The organism is Hymenobacter sp. H14-R3, assembly GCF_030063445.1.
Taxonomy (GTDB): domain Bacteria; phylum Bacteroidota; class Bacteroidia; order Cytophagales; family Hymenobacteraceae; genus Hymenobacter.
The window spans coordinates 156,089-174,189 of the sequence record NZ_JASITD010000001.1; the positions used below are offsets into that span (position 1 = coordinate 156,089).

Annotated in this window: 18 protein-coding genes and 1 riboswitch; of the genes, 6 read left to right on the forward strand and 12 right to left on the reverse strand. The window is 63.0% G+C overall.

The annotated features are described in order from the left end of the window. Positions 1-4: 4 nt before the first annotated feature. The 4 genes from QMK33_RS00695 to QMK33_RS00710 form a co-directional block, all read right to left on the reverse strand. A complete protein-coding gene (locus tag QMK33_RS00695; RefSeq protein WP_283562631.1) occupies positions 5-349 on the reverse strand; it encodes an HIRAN domain-containing protein in 345 nt (114 codons plus the stop codon). Positions 350-486: 137 nt separating this feature from the next. After that, complete coding sequence (locus tag QMK33_RS00700; protein WP_283562632.1) at positions 487-885, reverse strand: acyl carrier protein; 399 nt, start codon at positions 883-885, stop codon at positions 487-489. Positions 886-1,106: 221 nt separating this feature from the next. Further along, positions 1,107-1,628 carry a DUF5063 domain-containing protein gene (locus tag QMK33_RS00705; protein WP_283562633.1) on the reverse strand — a complete coding sequence of 174 codons (522 nt, stop codon included), beginning with the start codon at positions 1,626-1,628 and terminating at the stop codon, positions 1,107-1,109. Beyond that, a complete protein-coding gene (locus QMK33_RS00710) occupies positions 1,628-2,863 on the reverse strand; it encodes an acyl-CoA dehydrogenase family protein (protein ID WP_283562634.1) in 1,236 nt (411 codons plus the stop codon). Before QMK33_RS00710 ends, QMK33_RS00705 begins: the two co-directional genes overlap by 1 nt. Before the next feature lie 287 nt (positions 2,864-3,150). Between QMK33_RS00710 and QMK33_RS00715 the strand changes: the two genes are divergently transcribed. After that, entirely contained in the window at positions 3,151-5,103 is a 1,953-nt protein-coding gene (locus tag QMK33_RS00715; protein WP_283562635.1) for a glycoside hydrolase family 127 protein, read from the forward strand. Positions 5,104-5,142: 39 nt separating this feature from the next. Here the strand turns inward: QMK33_RS00715 and QMK33_RS00720 are convergent, their stop codons facing one another. From QMK33_RS00720 to QMK33_RS00735, 4 genes are all read right to left on the reverse strand, one after another. Continuing rightward, the gene (locus QMK33_RS00720; protein WP_283562636.1) at positions 5,143-5,973 is read right to left on the reverse strand and encodes an ATP-binding cassette domain-containing protein; all 831 of its coding nucleotides are present in this window, start codon (positions 5,971-5,973) and stop codon (positions 5,143-5,145) included. A gap of 11 nt (positions 5,974-5,984) precedes the next feature. After that, a complete protein-coding gene (gene modB, locus QMK33_RS00725; protein ID WP_283562637.1) occupies positions 5,985-6,662 on the reverse strand; it encodes a molybdate ABC transporter permease subunit in 678 nt (225 codons plus the stop codon). Positions 6,663-6,764: 102 nt separating this feature from the next. Next, a complete protein-coding gene (gene modA / locus QMK33_RS00730) occupies positions 6,765-7,532 on the reverse strand; it encodes a molybdate ABC transporter substrate-binding protein (RefSeq protein ID WP_283562638.1) in 768 nt (255 codons plus the stop codon). Positions 7,533-7,684: 152 nt separating this feature from the next. Continuing rightward, complete coding sequence (locus tag QMK33_RS00735; protein WP_283562639.1) at positions 7,685-10,174, reverse strand: TonB-dependent receptor; 2,490 nt, start codon at positions 10,172-10,174, stop codon at positions 7,685-7,687. Between the two features lie 58 nt (positions 10,175-10,232). After that, a riboswitch (TPP riboswitch) is annotated at positions 10,233-10,338 on the reverse strand. Between the two features lie 164 nt (positions 10,339-10,502). Between QMK33_RS00735 and QMK33_RS00740 the strand changes: the two genes are divergently transcribed. Continuing rightward, positions 10,503-10,733: a hypothetical protein gene (locus QMK33_RS00740; RefSeq protein ID WP_283562640.1), complete on the forward strand. Its 231-nt coding sequence runs from the start codon at positions 10,503-10,505 to the stop codon at positions 10,731-10,733. A 41-nt stretch (positions 10,734-10,774) separates the two neighbouring features. Here the strand turns inward: QMK33_RS00740 and QMK33_RS00745 are convergent, their stop codons facing one another. The 4 genes from QMK33_RS00745 to pnuC form a co-directional block, all read right to left on the reverse strand. Next, the gene (locus tag QMK33_RS00745) at positions 10,775-11,095 is read right to left on the reverse strand and encodes an aldose epimerase family protein (protein WP_283562641.1); all 321 of its coding nucleotides are present in this window, start codon (positions 11,093-11,095) and stop codon (positions 10,775-10,777) included. Continuing rightward, the gene (locus QMK33_RS00750; protein ID WP_283562642.1) at positions 11,064-11,651 is read right to left on the reverse strand and encodes an aldose epimerase family protein; all 588 of its coding nucleotides are present in this window, start codon (positions 11,649-11,651) and stop codon (positions 11,064-11,066) included. Before QMK33_RS00750 ends, QMK33_RS00745 begins: the two co-directional genes overlap by 32 nt. Before the next feature lie 68 nt (positions 11,652-11,719). Beyond that, positions 11,720-12,241 carry an AAA family ATPase gene (locus tag QMK33_RS00755; protein WP_283562643.1) on the reverse strand — a complete coding sequence of 174 codons (522 nt, stop codon included), beginning with the start codon at positions 12,239-12,241 and terminating at the stop codon, positions 11,720-11,722. A 40-nt stretch (positions 12,242-12,281) separates the two neighbouring features. Continuing rightward, positions 12,282-12,920 carry a nicotinamide riboside transporter PnuC gene (gene pnuC / locus QMK33_RS00760; RefSeq protein WP_283562644.1) on the reverse strand — a complete coding sequence of 213 codons (639 nt, stop codon included), beginning with the start codon at positions 12,918-12,920 and terminating at the stop codon, positions 12,282-12,284. 52 nt (positions 12,921-12,972) lie between these two features. On the opposite strand from pnuC, the gene QMK33_RS00765 reads away from it, so the two are divergent. From QMK33_RS00765 to hrpB, 4 genes are all read left to right on the forward strand, one after another. Then, a complete protein-coding gene (locus QMK33_RS00765) occupies positions 12,973-13,296 on the forward strand; it encodes a rhodanese-like domain-containing protein (RefSeq protein ID WP_283562645.1) in 324 nt (107 codons plus the stop codon). 157 nt (positions 13,297-13,453) lie between these two features. After that, positions 13,454-14,362 (forward strand): SMI1/KNR4 family protein, encoded by a 909-nt coding sequence (locus QMK33_RS00770; RefSeq protein ID WP_283562646.1) that lies wholly within the window; start codon positions 13,454-13,456, stop codon positions 14,360-14,362. A gap of 128 nt (positions 14,363-14,490) precedes the next feature. After that, positions 14,491-15,252 (forward strand): YqjF family protein, encoded by a 762-nt coding sequence (locus QMK33_RS00775; protein ID WP_283562647.1) that lies wholly within the window; start codon positions 14,491-14,493, stop codon positions 15,250-15,252. Between the two features lie 121 nt (positions 15,253-15,373). Beyond that, the gene (hrpB, locus tag QMK33_RS00780) at positions 15,374-18,043 is read left to right on the forward strand and encodes an ATP-dependent helicase HrpB (protein ID WP_283562648.1); all 2,670 of its coding nucleotides are present in this window, start codon (positions 15,374-15,376) and stop codon (positions 18,041-18,043) included. Positions 18,044-18,101: the final 58 nt, after the last annotated feature.

Here is an 18,101-nt window from a genome sequence, read left to right on the forward strand (position 1 = left end):
TTAGCTATGATACCTTATCGGCCCATAGCACCTCTATTTCGAGGTGCAGCCAGTCGTCTTCCCAGGCTTTGTGGGCGAGGCGGGCGGTGAGGGGGTAGCCGGCGTCGAGGAGGCGGGCCACGGTTTCGTTGCGGGTTTCGGGCAGGTAGCCGAGCCAGTAGTTGGCTTTGTCATCGGCGGCGCCCGAGTGCACCTGCACAGCCCAGTCGTCGTACTTGCTGTCGGCTTCGCGCACGAGGCGCAGTACCTGGCCAACTTTCAGCTTTTTTTCCTGGGCAGGAAGTTCGGGGCGGTGGGAAGTGCCGGCAACAAGGCATTCCAGCAAAACGAGGGGCGTGGCGGGCTTCATGCGGGCAAATTACGGCCCAGCGCGGGAAAGGGCCGAAAACCCGGCGCTAAAAAAGCCCATCGTGCTGAGCACGATGGGCTTTTGCGCCGCTGCTAAAGGCACCCCGTTGCCGGCGCAGCGCGCGCGCGGCGAGCGGTTTAATCCATGCCCAGGTCATTGACGAAGCTGCTTTGCAACGTTATTTCTTCCACGCCTACCCCCGACGAATAGCTTGTGATGCCGATAATTGCCTGCGCCACTTCGTAGTGGCTGGCCAGCGGCGGCACCAGTAGCTTTTCGTAGTTGGCAGCTACTACCCAGTTGATTAGCTCGGCCAGCGTCTGGGTGCTCCAATGCGGAACACCAGGCAATTGGCGGCCGCTTAGGCGCTCCCACAGCGACGGGGTAGCCGGCACGGCAGGCAATGCCGATAGCGGCGGCATTACCAGCCCAGAGTGGTCGCGCAGGGTGTAACAGTAGGTTTTCAGCGCCGCCGCATCTGGCAGCAAGTGGCGCAGCAGCATGGTTTCAGCAGCGCCGGGCGGTAGCGACAGCATGAGCTGTGTGGCCACTGCCTGCCGACTGCCGCCCCGCTACCCCCAGCTGCTGGCTGAACCAAAGAGCTACATCGCCGACCGTATAAAGCTTCTCAGATACGGCATCGGGTATTTCGACCTGGAAATACTGCTCGAAGCTGTAAGCCAACTCTACCGTATCAAGGCCCATGAAACCAAGTTGATTTACAGAATTCCAGTAAGAAGCTACTCTTTGTAGCTCCTTATTTTTTAAGGTAGAAGTGCATAGCTGATAGCGCGTTTATGCAGTGCGCGCCCCAATGCGCGTCGAAATCAAACTTCAAATTCCACCGGGCAATTTCCTCGCAGTCCTCTTTGTCTAGGCTAAACAGCATTAGCCTGTTTTTCAGGTCTTTGTAGATATCGCCCAGGTCGTTGAGCAAGTCGCCGCACTTTGGTGTTGTATCGAGGTCGTCTGTTGGGTCGAACACGTGCCAGTAATAGCGGGCGCTGTCCAGTTGCTCAGCTACCGAGGAAAGAACGGCTCGAAAAGCATCGACCGATACTTTATCCTCGTACTCCTTATTCGATTGTAAATCAACCGCTGGCATGGCCAACGCGGCAGCGTAGAGCCGCAATAAGTGCAAGCGGGCTTTGTTCAGAAACCCGCTTGTAGTCAGGCCGTTGCTTTCTTCCAGAAATAGGCAAAAGTGGCCAGCTGCTTCGTAGTACGCCGCAAATTCCGGAGCCTGCCTTACTTCTTCAAAGGGCAGGTAGTTATCCACTACTTAAACGCCTGAATACCCGTAATATCCGCGCCCGTAATGAGCAGGTGAATATCGTGGGTGCCCTCGTAGGTTACCACCGATTCCAGGTTCATCATGTGGCGCATGATGGGGTACTCGCCCGTGATGCCCATGCCGCCGTGAATCTGGCGGGCCTCGCGGGCTACGTGCAGGGCCATCTCGACGGAGTTGCGCTTGGCCATCGAGATTTGGGCGCTGGTGGCTTTGCCTTCATTTTTCAAAACCCCTAAGCGCCAGACGAGTAGCTGCGCCTTGGTGATTTCGGTAATCATTTCGGCGAGCTTCTTCTGCTGGAGCTGGAAGCCGCCGATGGGCTGGCCGAACTGCTCGCGCTGAAGCGAGTATTTCAGGGCCGACTCGTAGCAGTCGATGGCCGCGCCGATGGCACCCCAGGCAATGCCGAAGCGGGCCGAGTCGAGGCAGCTGAGCGGGCCTTTGAGGCCGTCGATATTGGGCAGAATGTTCTCCTTGGGAATCACCACGTTATCGAACACCAGCTCGCCGGTGGTGCTGGCGCGCAGGCTCCATTTGTTGTGGATTTCGGGGGTGGTGAAGCCGGCCATGCCGCGCTCCACGAGCACGCCCTTGATGCGGCCCTGCTCGTTTTTGGCCCACACAACGGCCACCTGGCACTCGGGCGAGTTCGATATCCAGAGCTTCGCCCCGTTGAGGATGAAGTGGTCGCCCTCCTCCTTGATGTTGGTGGTCATACCGCCGGGGTTCGAGCCGTGGTCGGGCTCGGTGAGGCCGAAGCAGCCCAGCCACTCGCCGCTGGCCAGCTTGGGCAGGAATTTCTGGCGCTGCGCCTCCGAGCCGTAGGCGTAGATGGGGAACATCACCAGCGAGCCCTGCACCGAGGCCGTGGAGCGCATGCCCGAGTCGCCGCGCTCAATCTCCTGCATAATCAGGCCATAGCTGATGTAGTCGAGCCCGCCGCCGCCGTATTCCTGCGGAATGGTAGGCCCGAATGCGCCCACGTCGCCAAACTTGCGCACGATTTCGGACGGGAAATGCGCGTCCTGCGCCCACTTCTCGATGCTGGGCGAAATCTCCTTTTTAACAAAGTCGCGGATGCTCTGCCGGATGAGCAGATGCTCCTCGGTGAGCAGGCCATCGAGGTCAAAGTAATCGGTGAAGCCGTTGGCGTTGGTGCTGCCTTTTTGGGCGGTGTGGGCTTTGGATTCGGGGCTGAGGACGTCGGCAATGGAGGACATGGGCGGGGGTGGGGAACGGGATGGTTAACAAAGATAACGGGGGGTAGCGCGGACTCTGCGAGTCCGCACGTCGGAACGCCAGGAGCGTTCACTAGCCAACTCGCAGCGGCCGCACTACTCGCCAGGACCGCGCTACTTTTCAGCATTACGCTTTAGCAAGGCGAGCTTTACCATAAATAGGGGCAAGGACTTTACCTCATCGCTGCTCAACACTGGTCCCCGGAAAAAAACTCAATTTGCTGAAAGCCACGGCTACCTACAAACACAGCATTACCCCTTTTGCTTTTATGGCCTTCCTACCCACTTATTTTAAGTATAGCCTAGTGGCAGTGGCTGGCCTGCTGCCCGTGCTGGCCCACGCGCAGTACCCCGGCGAAACGCAGGAGAAAACTGCCGTGGCCGTGCGCGCGCCCATCAAGGCGGCCAGCTTTGACCTTGCTGATGTGCGGCTGCTGCCTGGCCCTTTCAAGGACAACCTGGACCGCGAAGGCCAGTGGCTGCTCTCGCTGCCCGTTGACCGGCTGCTGTACAGCTTTTGGGTGAATGCGGGCCTGCTGCCCGGCCAGCCGGACGGGGCGGTCAAAACGCCCAAGCCCCTCGGTGGCTGGGAAGCGCTGAACATAGACTTGCGCGGCCACAGCACCGGCCACGTGCTGTCGGGGCTGGCGTTTCAGTACGCCTCTACCGGCAACCCGGTGTTTAAAGTGAAGAGCGACAGCCTGGTATCGGGGCTGGCCGAGGTGCAGCAAGCCCTGAAGCAAGGCGGCTACCTCAGCGCGTTTCCTCAGTCTCTGATTGACCGCAATATTGCCGGCACCAAGGTTTGGGCCCCGTGGTATACGCTGCACAAGCTTTTTGCCGGCCTCACCGATGCCTACTGGCAAACCCACAACCCGCAGGCGCTGGCCGTGGAAAAAGACATGGCCGGTTGGGCCTATAAAAAGCTCGCACCCCTAAGCCAGGCGCAGTTGGCCGTTATGCTGACCAACGAGTTCGGGGGTATGAACGACGCTTTTTATAACCTCTACGCCATCACCGGCAACCCCGAGCACCTGAAATTAGCCCAGATGTTCTACCACCAAGCGGTGATTCAGCCCCTGGAAAACGGGCGCGACCAGCTCGACAGCCTACACGCTAATACCCTGATTGCAAAGATAGTAGGTGAGGCCCGCGCCTACGAGCTGACCGACGACCCCAAGGATAAGGCGGCGGCTACTTTCTTCTGGAACGATGTGGTGCAGCACCACACCTACGCCCACGGCGGCAACAGCGACAAGGAGCACTTCTTTAAGCCCGACCAGTTGGGCGCGCACCTCACCGGCTACACCGGCGAGACGTGCAACACCTACAACATGCTCAAGCTCACGCGCCACCTTTTCACTTGGAGCCCCGAGGCCAAGTATGCCGACTACTACGAGCAGGCGCTCTACAATCATATTCTGGGCCAGCAAGACCCCAAAACGGGCATGTCGAGCTACTTCTCGCCCATGCTGCCCGGCGCGTACCGCCTGTACAGCACGCCCACCGAGTCGTTCTGGTGCTGCGTGGGCACGGGGTTCGAGAGCCACTCCAAGTACGGCGAGGCCATCTACTATCACGATGATAAAGACTTGTACGTCAACCTATTCATTCCCTCAGAGCTGACCTGGCAGGAACGCGGCGTGAAAGTGGTGCAGCGCACCCGCTACCCCGAAGAAGCCACCACCCGCCTGACCATCGAAACCCAAAAGCCGGTGGCTATGCCCCTGCACCTGCGCTACCCCGCCTGGGCCACCAACGGCGTGATGCTCAAGGTAAACGGCAAAACCGTGGCCGTGCGGCAGCAGCCCGGCAGCTACATTACCGTAGCCCGCCAGTGGAAAAACGGCGACCAGGTGGAGCTAACCTATCCCATGAGCCTGCGCGTGGTGCCCACCCCCGACAACCCCCAGAAGGCGGCTTTCGCCTACGGCCCCATCGTGCTGGCCGGCGAAATGGGCACCGCCGGCCTCACCGGCACCGCCCCCTACCACGACCCCACGCAGCCCTACCAGTACTACACCTACGACTACCACGTGCCAGCCGACCTCGTGCACACCCTGGCCACCGGCCGCGGCCAGGTCACCGACTGGCTGAAACCCGTACCTGGCCAGCCGCTCACCTTCACCACCACCGCCGCCACCAAAGCCCCCGGCATCCGGCTGGTGCCCTATTACAAGGCCCAGCGCGAGCGGTATGTGGTGTATTGGGATTTAAAATAACTGCCTCATAATCATTTTTTTAACTTTGCACAGGTAGCATTACCCAGGCCCTACTCCCACCGTTAGCGCCAGCTTCTGCCCTACCGCGCATTCGCGGCCGGGCGGCGCGGGAACTTCGACCTCCGCGCCGCCCGGCAATTGCACCCGCAGCCGCCCGGCCGCCAGCACGGCCAGCACGCGGCCGGGCACGGTGGCGGGCGCGGCCGGGGCCACGGGCGGCCCCAGGCGGCGCACCTGGCCCAGGTCCAGCTCCAGCACGCGGTCAGCGAGGCGGGCTATTTCGGCGGGGTCGTGGCTGATAAGAATAGTGGTGAGGCTGAACTGCTTGTGCACCTCGGCCAGCACCTGCTGGAGGCGCAGCCGGGTGGGCAGGTCGAGGGCCGCGAGGGGCTCGTCGAGCAGCAACAGGCGCGGGCGGGCGGCCAGGGCACGGGCCAGCGCCACCCGCTGCTGCTGCCCACCCGAGAGCACGGCCGGCCGGCGCTGGGCCAGTTCGGTCAACTCCAATTCCTCTAATAGCTTGTCAATCAATATTTTATCATCAGCACGGCCGGCGGTGGCGAACGCCAGGTTTTCGCGCACCGTCATGTTGGGAAACAGCGCGTAGTCCTGAAACACGAAGCCCAACGGGCGTTGCTGGGGCGGCAGCCAGTGGCGGGGCTGCTGGCGGTACCAGGGCTGGCCGTCGGCGGTGAGGAAGCCGCCGTCGGGCCGGTCGAGGCCGGCGAGCAGGCGCAGCAGCGTGGTTTTGCCCGCGCCCGAGGGGCCACTGATGGCCAGCAGCTCGCCGGGGGCCAGGGTCAGGCGCACGTCGAGAGTGCGCGGGCCGGCGGCGGTGTGCAGCGCTTTGAGGAGGTGAAAATCTAACACGGATTTCGTAATTATGACAGGCGCGCCGCGTCTTTTTTAGTAAACCAGTACAGCCCCACCAGAATAACAAAGGCTACCACTAATAACGTGATAGCGTACGCATTAGCCTGGTCGTAGTGCAGGCTCTGCACCTCGTCATAGATGGCGATGGAGGCCACGCGAGTGCGGCCGGGCAGGCTGCCGCCAATCATCAGCACCACCCCAAACTCGCCCAGCGTATGAGCAAACGTGAGCACAACGCCGTTGAGCAAAGCGGGCTTCATGTTGGGTAGCAGCACGCGCCACAGCGTGGTACCGCGCGACTTGCCCAGCGTGTAGGCCGCCTCGCTGAGTGAGCGCGGCAGCTGCCGAAACCCCGCCTGCAACGGCTGCACCATAAACGGCAGGCTATACACCAGCGAGCCCACCAAAATGCCGGGAAACGTGAAGTTCAGGCTCAGCCCCAGCTGGTTAATCAGAAACCGGCCCAGCGCGGTGCTGTCGCTGAAGGCCAGCAGCAGGTAGAACCCAATCACGGTGGGCGGCAGCACCAGCGGCAGGCTCACCACGGCCTCGGCCAGCGGACGCAGCCGGCTGCGCGACCGCGCCAGCGCGTAGGCCAGCGGCAGGCCCAGCAGCAGCAGCAGCACCGTAGTGCAGGCGGCCAGGGCCAGGGTCAGGCGCAGGGTTTGCCAATAGTCGGGGGGCATTGAGTAAGTTACTTGTTATCAATACGTTATCGTCATTGCGAGCATATTGCGCAACATGCTCGCAATGACGGGCGTTTTTCAGATATCAAAAAGCCAAAGCTTTCACAACCCAAACCCATACTTTTTGAGCGCCTGCCGCGCCACCGGGCTACCCATAAACGTGGCAAAAGCGGCGGCGCTGGCGTTGCCTTTAGCCTGCTTGAGTACTACAAAGCTCTGCTGCAACGGTGAGTGCGCAGTGGCCGGAATGAGGTAAAACTTGCCCGCCCGGCGCAGCTCGGGGCTGAGGGCCAGCGAATAGGCAAGCAGGCCGGCATCGGCCGCGCCAGTGGCGGCGTACTGGGCGGCCTGGCCGATGTTTTCGCCCAGTACCAGCTTGGGCTGCACCTGGTCGTAGAGCTTATAGCGGCGCAGTACTTCTTCGGCGAGGCGGCCGTAGGGAGCGTGGGCGGGGTTAGCGATGGCCAGGTGCTTGACCTGCGGGTCGAGCAGCGTATTCATCCCTTTCAGGCTGGGGTTCAGCTTCTTGCTCCACAGCACGAGGCGGCCCAGGGCGTAGGGCTGCGGCGCGCCGGCCGTGAGGCCCGCCTGCTGCAAGCGGCGCGGATACTCGCTATCGGCCGAAAAGTACATGTCGAACGGCGCGGCGTGGCGCAGCTGCTCGTAGAACTTGCCCGATGAGCCGTACACCACCGTGACTTTGGCCGCCGGGTGCTGCCGTTTGAAAATCGTGACCAGCGAGTCGAGCGCGTATTTGAGGTCGGCGGCGGCGGCAATGGTGAGGGGGGCGGCCGGGCCAGGGGCGGCCTGCGCCGCGGCGGGCAGCTGGCTGGTCAGCAACGCAGCCAGGAGTAGAAACAAGCGAACCATAAGCAGCGAAAGCCGGTAGCGCGCGGCCACCGTTATAGCCACGAAGATACGACCCTTGCCCGGTGGGGTGTAGCGTGTACTCTGTGAGTCCGCGCGTGGTATCATTGAACAACGTTCCCACGCGCGGACTCTACAGAGTTTACGCTACCTACCTAAAATCGCAAGTTCACCGAGGCCAAGAAGTTGCGGGTGGCCTGCGGGTAGTACCAGTTGAAGCTTTCCTGGCGGCCGCTCGCGCCAATGTAGCCGTAGGTGTAGCCATTGGCTGCGTACTCACGGTTGAGCAGGTTACTGACCAACAAAGCAAACTCGATTTCCTTCATAAACGAGGGGTGCAGGGCGTAGCGCAGCCGGAAATCGAGCACCTGATACGACTGAATACTACGGCCTTCATTAGTCGAATTGTCGAGGTACTGGCGGCCCACCGTTTTGTAGAGCAGCGCCAGGCGCAGGCCTCGCAGCGGCTGGCCCTCGAGGGTGTGCGCCGTGATGGCCGAGGGCGAGTAGGAGATGGTAGTGGCGCGCCCTTGGGCGGCTACTACGGGCGCGTAATTCGCATCATACGTCACGTCGTGGTAGTCCAGAATACGGTTGCGGCTGAGCGTGACGGTGCTGCTGAGGCTGATTTTGTCATTGGCCGAGATAAAGCCGGTGAGCTCTACGCCGCGGCGGTAGCTGCGGGCCACGTTGGTGCGCAGGGCGGTGCCCACGTCGTTGAGCTGGCCGGTGGCAACCAGTTGGTTGCGGTAAGTCATGTCGAAGTAGTTGGCCTCGACGCGCACGGCGGTGCGCGGGCCCAGCAGGCTGAGGTCGGCGCGGGTGAGGCGGTAGCCGGCCTCAAAATCGAGCAGGCGCTCGGCCTGGGCGGCCGGGTAGCCGGCCTGGCGGTCGGTGAAATCGGCGCGCACGGGCTCGCGCTGGCCCACCGCCACGCTGGCGTAGAGCTGCTGGCCTGCGCCGAGGGCCACGGTAGCGCCGGCCTTGGGGTTGTAGAAGGTATAGTTTGCGCTGGTGGCCACGCTGTTCTGCTTATCCTCCACGCCCTCAACGCGATAGAGAATGCGGCGCACCTGCACGTCGCCGTAGAGGCCTAGCCAGGGCAGCACCTGGTAGGTGGCGCGGGCGTAGGCGTTGAAGTCGGTTTTGCGGGCGTTGTTGAAGTAATAGCGCTGGCCCGGAAAGCTGGTGCTGGCGTACTGAGCCCAGATTATCTCGCCGTAGTGGTCGTTGTCGAAGTGGTTCCAGCCGCCGCCCAGCGTGGCCTGAAACTTCTCGTTGTCCTTGGGCTGGTAATTGAGGGCGAAGGTGCCGCCGTAGAAATAGTTATCGAGCCACTTGCGGTCGATGAGGTTGGTGCGGGTGAGGGTATCGCCCCCAATCACCACGTTTTGCAGGCCATAATCGGCAAACTTGCGGCGGGCGCGATAGCTCTCGTAGTAGCCAAAACCGCGCGTGAGGTGCAGCGCCGCCCCCAGGCTCCAGCTGCTGCCCAGGCCCTGCGAGAGGTGCAGCTGGTAGTGGTTTTGCTGGTAGTTGTCGGTCTGGCTATCGTATGTGTAGTAGCTGTAGCGGCGGCCCTCCTGCTGCACCCGCGCCGCGTCGGCGGGGCTTAGCTCGCCATTGTCGATGTAAGTCTGGAGCAGGGCCTGGCTGCCGGTGAGGGCGGGCTCGGGCACGCCGTTCCAGGCCTGGTAGGTTTTTTCGCGGCCCGAGAAGGTGATAAACTTAATCAGCGTATTTTTCTGCTGGTAGCCCGCGGCGAAGTAATACGACTTCAAATCGGAGGCCGCCTTGTTCATGTAGCCATCGCTACTGATGCGCGAAAGGCGGCCATCCACGGTGAAGTACTTGCCTATCAGCCCGGTACCAAACGACACATTATTTTTCCAGGTGTTGAAGGAGCCGTAGCTGTTCTGGCTTTCGGCGTAGGCCTCGCGGCGGTTGTCGAGGGTCGAGATGTTGAGGCTGGCGCCGAAGGCCGCGCTGCCGTTCTGGCTGGTGCCCACCCCACGCTGCACCTGAATGCTGTTGATGGACGACGACAAATCGGGCAGATTCACCAAAAAAGAGCCGTGGCTTTCGGGGTCGTTCAGCGGCACCCCATTCACGGTGGTGTTGATGCCCGTGCTGCTCGTGCCCCGAATGCGGATATCGGTGTAGCCCACGCCCGCTCCGGCGTCCGAAGTCACGACTACCGAGGGCGTTTGGTCGAGCAGGTAGGGCAGGTCCTGGCCGAAGTTGCGCTTATTGATGTCCTGCTTGCTGAGGTTGGTGTACACCGTGGCCGTGCGGTCGCTGGCCCGGGTGGCCGTGATGAGCGCCTCGCCCATGAGCACGCCGCCCGGCAGTAGCTTCGCACTAATCTGCTGCTCAGCTACTTGTCCTTGCACCTGTCGCACCAGCGGCTCGTAGCCCAAAAACGTGATGCGCAGCTCGTGGCTGCCCGCCGCCACGGCGGCCAGGTTAAACGTGCCCGCGGCGCTGGTAACGCCAATGGCCGCGCCATCGAGCAAAATGGTGGCACCGGGCAGCGCCTGGCCCGTTTGGGCATCGGTGATGGTGCCCGCCACGGGGCCCTGGGCCCACGCCGATGCAGTGGCCAGCGCCAGCAGCGCCGTACCCGCAATACGTACAGTTTTCAAAAAATAACGACGAAAAAAACCACGCGCCCGCCCGCCAGGGGTCGGCGCGCAGGCAAAAACGTTCGCGGATTGTTTGTTCCCTGCGCCGGCATTACCCGGTTCAGGTTCGATGGGTGTCATCTCAGCCGGCCGGGTTTCCCTGGCCAGCACCCCTAAACATGGCGCAAAGATACGGCCTGCCCCGCGCCGGCCGCCGGGCGGGGTTGGTTTGCTGGCTATCAGTTATCTTAGCAGATGCGGCAATCAGCAACGCATCCCCGGTTTCCTGCGTTGGGAAGGGGCGGCACCCGCCCATTATTTCGCAGTACTTGCCATCGGCTTTCTTGTTATGCACCAGCTTCTTTGCGCCGTTTTTTTGCTGGCTTTATTCACCTTTTTTCTGGTGCTGCCCAAGCGCCGGCGGGTGCCGCCGCCCCCACCGCCCTCCTCCGATGGCGACGATGGCGGCGGTGAGCCCCACGACCCCGGCCTGCCCGATATCGACCTGCCGCCCGGCATTTCGCGCCCCATCAACGACTGGGAGCCCGACTACAACCGCCGCCGCCCGGTAGAGGCTTAGCTGTCCCAGTAGCGCATGACGTTCTTTTTTACCCAAGCGCCTTACCCAATCTCCATCGTATAGCTGGTATCAAACATCTGGCTGGGGGCCAGGGTCAGCATGCCTTCTTTGTCGCGCAGCTCCTGCGCCGGGCCCACGGGGCTGGCCACGCCCTGCCAGGGCTCGATGCACACGAAGGCCGCACCGGGGCCTTTGGTCCAGAGGCCGAGGTAGGGAAAGCCGTCGAACTGTATGCGCACGAAGGGGCCGGTTTTGTCGGCTTTTTGCAGGGTGAGGCGGGTAAAATCGAAGTGGCTGAATACCAGCGCATCGCTGGCAAACAGCTCGTAGCTAAGCGGTAGCGCGGCTTGCTGGGTGAGCACGGGGGCCGGTGCGCAGGCCGCTGGCCAGCAGCTGGCGCTGCAAGGTCACGGGGTGGTCGAAGTGGAAGGCGTAGTCGCGGAACTGCTCGCCCGCCGCGGGCTGCAACGGGCAATTGAACGCCGGGTGCGCCCCGAGGCTGAACAGCAAATCCTGGCTGGCGGCGGCGGGGTTGCGCACGTGCCAGCCCACGGTGAGCACGCGGCCGCGCAGCTCGTAGCGCACCCGCAGCTCAAACTCGAAGGGGTACACCTGCTTGCTGGCCGCGCTGGCCATGAGCTGCAAGGTGAGGCTGTGGGCATCCTGCTCGATAACCATAAACTCCTGGTCGCGGGCGAAGCCGTGCTGCGATAGCTCATACGCCTGTCCCTCATGCAGATACGTATCGTCGGGCAGCTTGCCCACGATGGGGAACAGCAGCGGCGCGTGGCGGGCCCACTGCGCGGGGTCGGCCTGCCAGAGGTATTCGCGGCCGCTGGCCAAGTCAATGAAGCTGGTGAGCTCAGCGCCGTGCAGAGCAATTTCGACGCGGGCGGTGGCGGAGGTGAGGGTAGGCATAGAAATGTGGGGTAAGCTTTGGCTTGCCTTTTTAGCTTGATACGGGTTTACCCACGGCAAGCTGAAGCTTACCGCACGCTTTCGATGGCGGCAACCGCTTGTACGAACCGCTGGGCCGGCGGGCCGCTAATTTCGGCAAAAGGCCAGCTACGCTGCCGCAATTCAGCTTTATACAAGTCGTAAAAATGCCAGCGCTGGGCCGAGTCGGGGTGTTCGCGCAGGGGGTCGGGGGCCCAGGGGAGGTCGGGGGCCAGTAGCAGCGTGAGGACGTAGCGCGGCTTGTTCAATTCGGCCAGTACCCAGGCCGGGCAGGTGCCGAACGCGTTTTCGGCCCAGATTTTTATCACCAACAAATCGGTATCGCAAAAGAGTAGCTGCCGGTTTTGCAAGCTACCCAGGTCTTCCTCGGCCAGCTGCGCGCGGGCAATGGCTTCGAGGTCGGGCAGGGTGTAGGCGGGGCCGTGGGCTTCGAAGTACTCGCGGGCGTATTCGGGCACGAACACGGTGCCGTAGTGCGCCGCCAGCTGCGCGGCCAGGGTGCTTTTGCCCGCCGACTCGGGCCCGGTAATGGAAATTCGTAAAATGCTCATTTACAATTTTTTAACTAGCATTCCAGTTTAGCGGGCCCGCTTAAGCTGCCGCGGGCAGGCTGGGCTTTTTGCCCATGTCGGCGCGCCACTGCCAGTAGCCGTAGGCTGCCAGCGCCAGGTACAGGGCGTAGAGCAAGCTGGTGGGATACAGGTGCTTGGCCCATAGAATGGGCACGTAAATAATATCCACCAATATCCACAACCACCAGTTTTCCAGTCTTTTACGCATCAGCAAGAATTGCGCTACCAGGCTCACGCCCGTGGTAAAGCTATCGAGGTAGGGGAAGGAGGAGTCGGTGTGATGGGCCAGGTAGTAGCCAAAGCCCAGCGTGTAGGCGGCGGCGAAGGCTACCGCCAGCGCCCACTCGGCCGGCGTGGTGTGCGACACGGCCAGCGGGGTTTTGCCCCGGCCGCCAAACAGCCATTCGTACCAGCCATACACGCTGAGCGCGATGAACAGCCCCTGCAAGTTGCGGTCAGAATACAGGGCCGCCCGGTGATAGATGGCCACGTAGAGCAGGCAGCTCACAATGGCCACCGGAAAATTGTAGAGCGACTCGCGGGCCGCCAGCCACACGCAGGCAAAGCCCGTGAGCACCGCCACCCACTCCAGGCCGGTGGTGGCGCGCACGGCGGCCAGGATATCAGCCGGGAGGCTGGCAAGGGTAAACAGCAACATAGCGAAGGCACAAAGAGCCGCGCAAGGTAGCCGGCCGGGGTACTTTTGCCCCATGCTGCCCGACCTCACCCCCGCCGCCCTGCACGCCCGCCTGGCCGCCGGCGAAGACATCCTGCTCATCGACGTGCGCGAGGAAATGGAGTTTGACTACTGCCGCATTGCGGGCAGCGTGCTCATTCCGCTGGGCGAAATTCCGCGCCGCGCTGCCGAAATCCGCACTACCGGGCCGGTAGTGCTCATCTGCCACCACGGCGTGCGCTCGGCGCAGGCGCTGGGCTACTTGCAGCACCGCCTGGGCCACGAAAACCTGCTTAATTTGAGAGGCGGCATCGACGCCTGGAGCCTGCAAGTAGACCCCAGCGTGGCGGTGTACTGACACAATGAGTTGTTGAATAACCTAAGTTGCGAGCCGGCCAAGCGGCCCCGCTGGAGCAGGTACTACTTTTATTCCGCTTTACTGCCTGAGCTCCACGGCCACTAAACGCTAAGTACGTTTAGTGGTTAATATGTTGAAAACAAACTAGTTAATTCGCATGAACGTCACCGCCTGGGGTACTACGACCGAGCCTGAAATAGTGGCCTTCGAAGAGGAAATAGGGTTTGAGCTGCCCGCCGACTACCGCCAGTTTTTGCTGGAAACCAATGGAGCTGAGGTTAACAAGCAGGTTTTCTTCGTGCGCGATTTGACGCAGGATGTACTAATGAATGTCTTTTTCGGGCTCACCAATCTTGCATCGCGGTCGCTCACGTTGCGTTACTGGCTGCAGGAATACGAGGACGAGATAGAAGAACAAACGCTGCTAATCGGCAGTGACCCCGGCGGGCATTTCATACTGTACACCGTTTCGGGCGAAGACCAGGGCATCTATTATTGGGACCACAACAATTTCCTCTCCCCGGGTGCCGCCAAAGGGGCTCCCAACACGTTTCGGGTGGCGGCGTCCTTCACCGAGTTTTGCGGCTTGCTGACTGATTATGAGTGGGAGCCGTTGGTTGCGCCAGTTGCCGAGCAGCTCCAGCAAAACGAGCAAGCCCTGCAAGACTTGACGCAGCAATTGGGGCAGGCGCTGCCCCCCGACTACCAGGCTTTCTTACGGCAAGCCGATTGCACGGTATTCGACAAGCAGTTGTTTTCTACTAAGCAATTAGCTAAACCACTGAAAATTAGATATTTATTTGGTATCAATCAGCCCGAACGCACAAAGAACGCCTCGTTTTGGCTACGTGAGTTCCAGGAGGATTTGGAGCCCACAACCCTGGTTATTGGCAAGGATACCAGCAACGGGCTGTTGCTGTACTTTATGGCCGGCGAGGACCAGGGCATTTATTTCTGGGACTGTAACCAGCAGTTTCCCGAATCATCTGCCGAAGAGGGCGACACCTATTTCCTGGCCGATTCCTTCGCCGATTTTTGCGCGGGGCTCACGGGGGCGGTGGCCTAGGCAGCGTCTTTTACGTTGGAACTGGTGCGGTTTCTTGCCTGCGCACGTTTAGCTGGTTAGCTGCGCGGCCACGGGGCCAGCGGCGCGCGCTTTCTCGCATTTTGTACCTGCTCTAGCTTCTCTTGCCCATGTTATCTCCCACCCTACCGGGCCGCCTGGCCCTGCGCGACCGCCCCTCCGACCGGCCCCTCATGCACCAGGAGTGGGGCGACCTGCTATTTATGCACTGGCCGGTGCCGGCCGAGCTCATTCAGGCGCAGCTGCCGGCGCGCCTGCAAGTCGATATTCACGACGGCACGGCCTGGATAGCCGTGGTACCCTTTCGGATGTGGGACGTGCGCAGCCGCATAACGCCGCCCGTGCCCGGCGTGCGCGAGTTTCTGGAGCTGAATGTGCGCACCTACGTGCACCTCGATGGCGTACCGGGCGTGTGGTTTTTCTCACTCGATGCCAGCAACCCCCTGGCGGTGTGGGCGGCGCGCACGTTTTTTCACCTGCCCTACTTTCGGGCGCGGCTCAGCCTGGACCGGCCCGCCCCCGACCAGCTGCACTACACCGGCCACCGCGTGCACAACGGCGCGCCCGCCGGCCACTTCGACGCCACCTGGCGGCTGGGCGAAGCCCTGCCACCCGCCGAGCCGGGCTCGCTGGCGTTTTTTCTCACCGAGCGCTACGCCCTGTACGCGGCCGGCGGCCAGGGCCCGGGCCGCGGCGAAAAGCTCTACCGTGGCCGCATTGCCCACCAGCCCTGGCCCCTGCGCGCCGCCGAGCTGCTGCACTACGAGTCCGACCTCATTGAGGGCCACGGCCTGCCCACGCCCGTGGGCCCGCCCGTGCTGCACGCGGGTGGCCCGCTCAGCGTAGACTTGTGGCGCTTGCGGCGGGTGTAGCCGTGCGGTAAGCTTTAGCTTGCTGTTGCCATCCTTCGCCATCTTTCTTCTACTCCTATTAGTAAGTTTAAAGCCTACCGCACTACTCCCGGCAAGCTGAAGCTTACCGCACAGCTACCCCGTGTTTCGTCTGCCTCCTTACCCCGATTTACCCGTTGTAGCCGCGCTGCCCGCGCTGCTGGCAGCCCTGGAAAACCACCCGCGCGCCGTGCTCGAAGCGCCGCCCGGCGCGGGCAAAACCACCGTGGTGCCGCTGGCCCTGCTGGCCGCCGCGTGGCGCCCCGAGAACCAGAAAATACTGGTGCTGGAGCCGCGCCAGCTGGCCGCCCGCGCCGCCGCCGCCCGCCTGGCCCAGCTGCTGGGCGAGCCCGTGGGCCGCACCGTGGGCTACCGCGTGCGGCTCGACAGCAAGGTATCGCAAGCCACACGCATTGAGGTGATTACGGAAGGTATTCTGACCCGAATGCTGCAAGACGACCCGGCCCTGGAAGACGTGGCCTGCGTAGTATTCGACGAGTTTCACGAGCGCAGCCTGAATGCGGATTTGGGGTTGGCCCTGGCCCTCGATGCCCAGGCCGTGCTGCGGCCCGAGCTGCGCATCGTGCTGATGTCGGCCACCCTGGAGGCGCAGCGGCTGGGGCAGTGGCTGCCCGCGCCGGTGGTGTCGAGCGCCGGCTTCCTGTTTCCGGTCGAGACTGTTTACCTAGACCCACGCCGGGCCGCCGCCCTGCCCAACAAGCCCGGCGAGCGCCTGGCCGAGCTGGTGCCCGCGCAAGTGCGCGCCGCCCTGGCCGCCCACGCCGGCGACGTGCTCGTGTTCCTGCCCGGCGTGGCCGATTTGCAGCGCGTCGATAGAAAATTAGGCGACAGCCTACCCCCCGATACCGACCTGCATCTGCTGCACGGCGAACTGCCACTCGATGCCCAGGACGCCGCCCTGCGCCCCGCCCCGGCCGGCCGCCGCAAGGTGATATTAGCCACCAGCATCGCCGAAACCAGCCTCACCATCGAGGGCGTGCGGGTGGTGGTGGATGGCGGCTTTGCGCGAGTGCCGCGCTTTGCGCCACGCACCGGCTTCACCTCGCTCGAAACCGTGCCCGTGGCCCGCGCCGCCGCCGACCAGCGCCGGGGCCGCGCCGGCCGCCTCGCCCCCGGCACTTGCTACCGCCTCTGGACGGAGGCCGAGCACCACAGCCTGCCCGCCCACCGCCCGCCCGAAATCCACACCGCCGACCTCAGTGGTCTCGTGCTGGAGCTGGCCCTGTGGGGCGCCACCGACCCCACCAGCCTACGCTGGCTCGATGTACCGCCCGCCGCCGCCGTGGCCCAGGCCCGCTCCCTTTTGGTGCGCCTGGGCGCATTAAAAGGGAATTTAGAATTGGAAATGAGGAGTGAAGAATTAGCGAATGACAATTCTTCACCCCTTATTCCTACTTCTAAATTAACCCCCACCGCCCACGGCCGCCAGCTGGCCAAGCTGGGCCTGCCGCCGCGCCTGGGCCACCTGGTAGTGCGCGGCGCGGCGCTGGGCCACGGCCCGGCCGCCGCCGCGCTGGCCGCCCTGCTGGCCGAACGCGACCTGCTACGCTGGGCCACCCCCACCGACCCGCGCCCCCTGCCCCCCGACCTGCGCCTGCGCCTCGAAGCCTTCGCCACTGGCCGCGCCCCGCTGCCTGGCCTGGCCCTGCACCACGCCACGCTCCAGCGCGTGCGCGACGTGGCCCGCCACCTGCAAAGCCGCTTGGGCTCCAAAAAAGAGAATTCACCAACTCACTCCTTCACTCATTCACCCGTGGGCCTGCTCACGGCGCTCGCCTACCCCGACCGCCTAGCCCAGCGCGAAGCCCCCGACCGCCTGCGGCTCGTAACCGGCCAGCGCGTGAGCCTGCGCACTGAGGACGTGGACCCGCAAGCCGAGTTTTTTGCCGTGGCCCACCTGGCGGGCGCGGCCGGCGCGCCCCGCGCTACCCTCGCCGCGCCCCTCAACCGCGAGGAGCTGGAGCTGGCTTTCGGTGAGCAAATTACCACCACCGAGGAAGTGCGTTTCGACCCCGCTACCCAGCGCGTAATGGGCCGCCGGGTGCGCCGCCTGGGCGCCCTGCTGCTGGCCGAAAACGCCATTGGCCAGCCCAATGCGGAGCTGGTAACCCAAGCCCTGCTGGGCTACTTGCAGGAAGCGGGCCTCGAAAAGCTGAACTGGACGCCCGCCGCCCTCCAATTGCAACAGCGGCTGGAGTTTCTGCGGCAGCTGCTCGCCCCCACCGGCCCCGACGAGGCGGCCCCCACCGAGTGGCTGGCCTTCGACGAAGCCAACTTGCTGGCCAACCTGCCCACCTGGCTGGGCCCGCACCTAGCCGGCCTCAAAAGCCTCGACCAGGTGCAGCGCCTTGACCTGTACGAACCGCTGCTGGCCCGGCTGCCCGGCGGCTGGGCCCAGCGCCAGGAGCTGGACCGCCTCGCGCCCGCCGCTCTCGAAGTGCCCAGCGGCTCGCACGTCACCCTCGACTACGCCGACCCCGCCGCGCCGGTGCTGGCCGTGAAGCTGCAAGAATTATTCGGCCTCACCGAAACGCCCACCGTGGCCGGCGGCCGGGTGCCGCTGCTGCTGCACCTGCTGTCGCCGGGTGGCCGGCCGGCGCAGGTAACGCGCGACCTGCGCAGCTTCTGGGAAAAGGGGTATTTTGAGGTGCGCAAAGACCTGAAAGGCAAGTATCCCCGCCACCCCTGGCCCGATGAACCTATGAAGCACATCCCAACTAAGCTCACCAAAAAGCGCCTCGGAACGTCCTAGAGTTCGCTGGGTCAGCACAAGAAGTTCAAGTGCTAGTACAAAATAAATTTTATCGGCA

Bases quoted from the DNA above. Each gene is read 5' to 3' on its own strand.
- QMK33_RS00740 (WP_283562640.1), top strand. From the start codon at position 10,503: ATGCACCAGCTTCTTTGCGCCGTTTTTTTGCTGGCTTTATTCACCTTT.
- QMK33_RS00710 (WP_283562634.1), bottom strand. From the start codon at position 2,863: ATGTCCTCCATTGCCGACGTCCTCAGCCCCGAATCCAAAGCCCACACC.
- QMK33_RS00770 (WP_283562646.1), top strand. From the start codon at position 13,454: ATGAACGTCACCGCCTGGGGTACTACGACCGAGCCTGAAATAGTGGCC.
- QMK33_RS00695 (WP_283562631.1), bottom strand. From the start codon at position 349: ATGAAGCCCGCCACGCCCCTCGTTTTGCTGGAATGCCTTGTTGCCGGC.
- modB (WP_283562637.1), bottom strand. From the start codon at position 6,662: ATGCCCCCCGACTATTGGCAAACCCTGCGCCTGACCCTGGCCCTGGCC.
- QMK33_RS00715 (WP_283562635.1), top strand. From the start codon at position 3,151: ATGGCCTTCCTACCCACTTATTTTAAGTATAGCCTAGTGGCAGTGGCT.
- pnuC (WP_283562644.1), bottom strand. From the start codon at position 12,920: ATGTTGCTGTTTACCCTTGCCAGCCTCCCGGCTGATATCCTGGCCGCC.
- QMK33_RS00765 (WP_283562645.1), top strand. From the start codon at position 12,973: ATGCTGCCCGACCTCACCCCCGCCGCCCTGCACGCCCGCCTGGCCGCC.
- QMK33_RS00750 (WP_283562642.1), bottom strand. From the start codon at position 11,651: ATGCCTACCCTCACCTCCGCCACCGCCCGCGTCGAAATTGCTCTGCAC.
- QMK33_RS00775 (WP_283562647.1), top strand. From the start codon at position 14,491: ATGTTATCTCCCACCCTACCGGGCCGCCTGGCCCTGCGCGACCGCCCC.
- QMK33_RS00755 (WP_283562643.1), bottom strand. From the start codon at position 12,241: ATGAGCATTTTACGAATTTCCATTACCGGGCCCGAGTCGGCGGGCAAA.
- modA (WP_283562638.1), bottom strand. From the start codon at position 7,532: ATGGTTCGCTTGTTTCTACTCCTGGCTGCGTTGCTGACCAGCCAGCTG.
- QMK33_RS00700 (WP_283562632.1), bottom strand. From the start codon at position 885: ATGCTGTCGCTACCGCCCGGCGCTGCTGAAACCATGCTGCTGCGCCAC.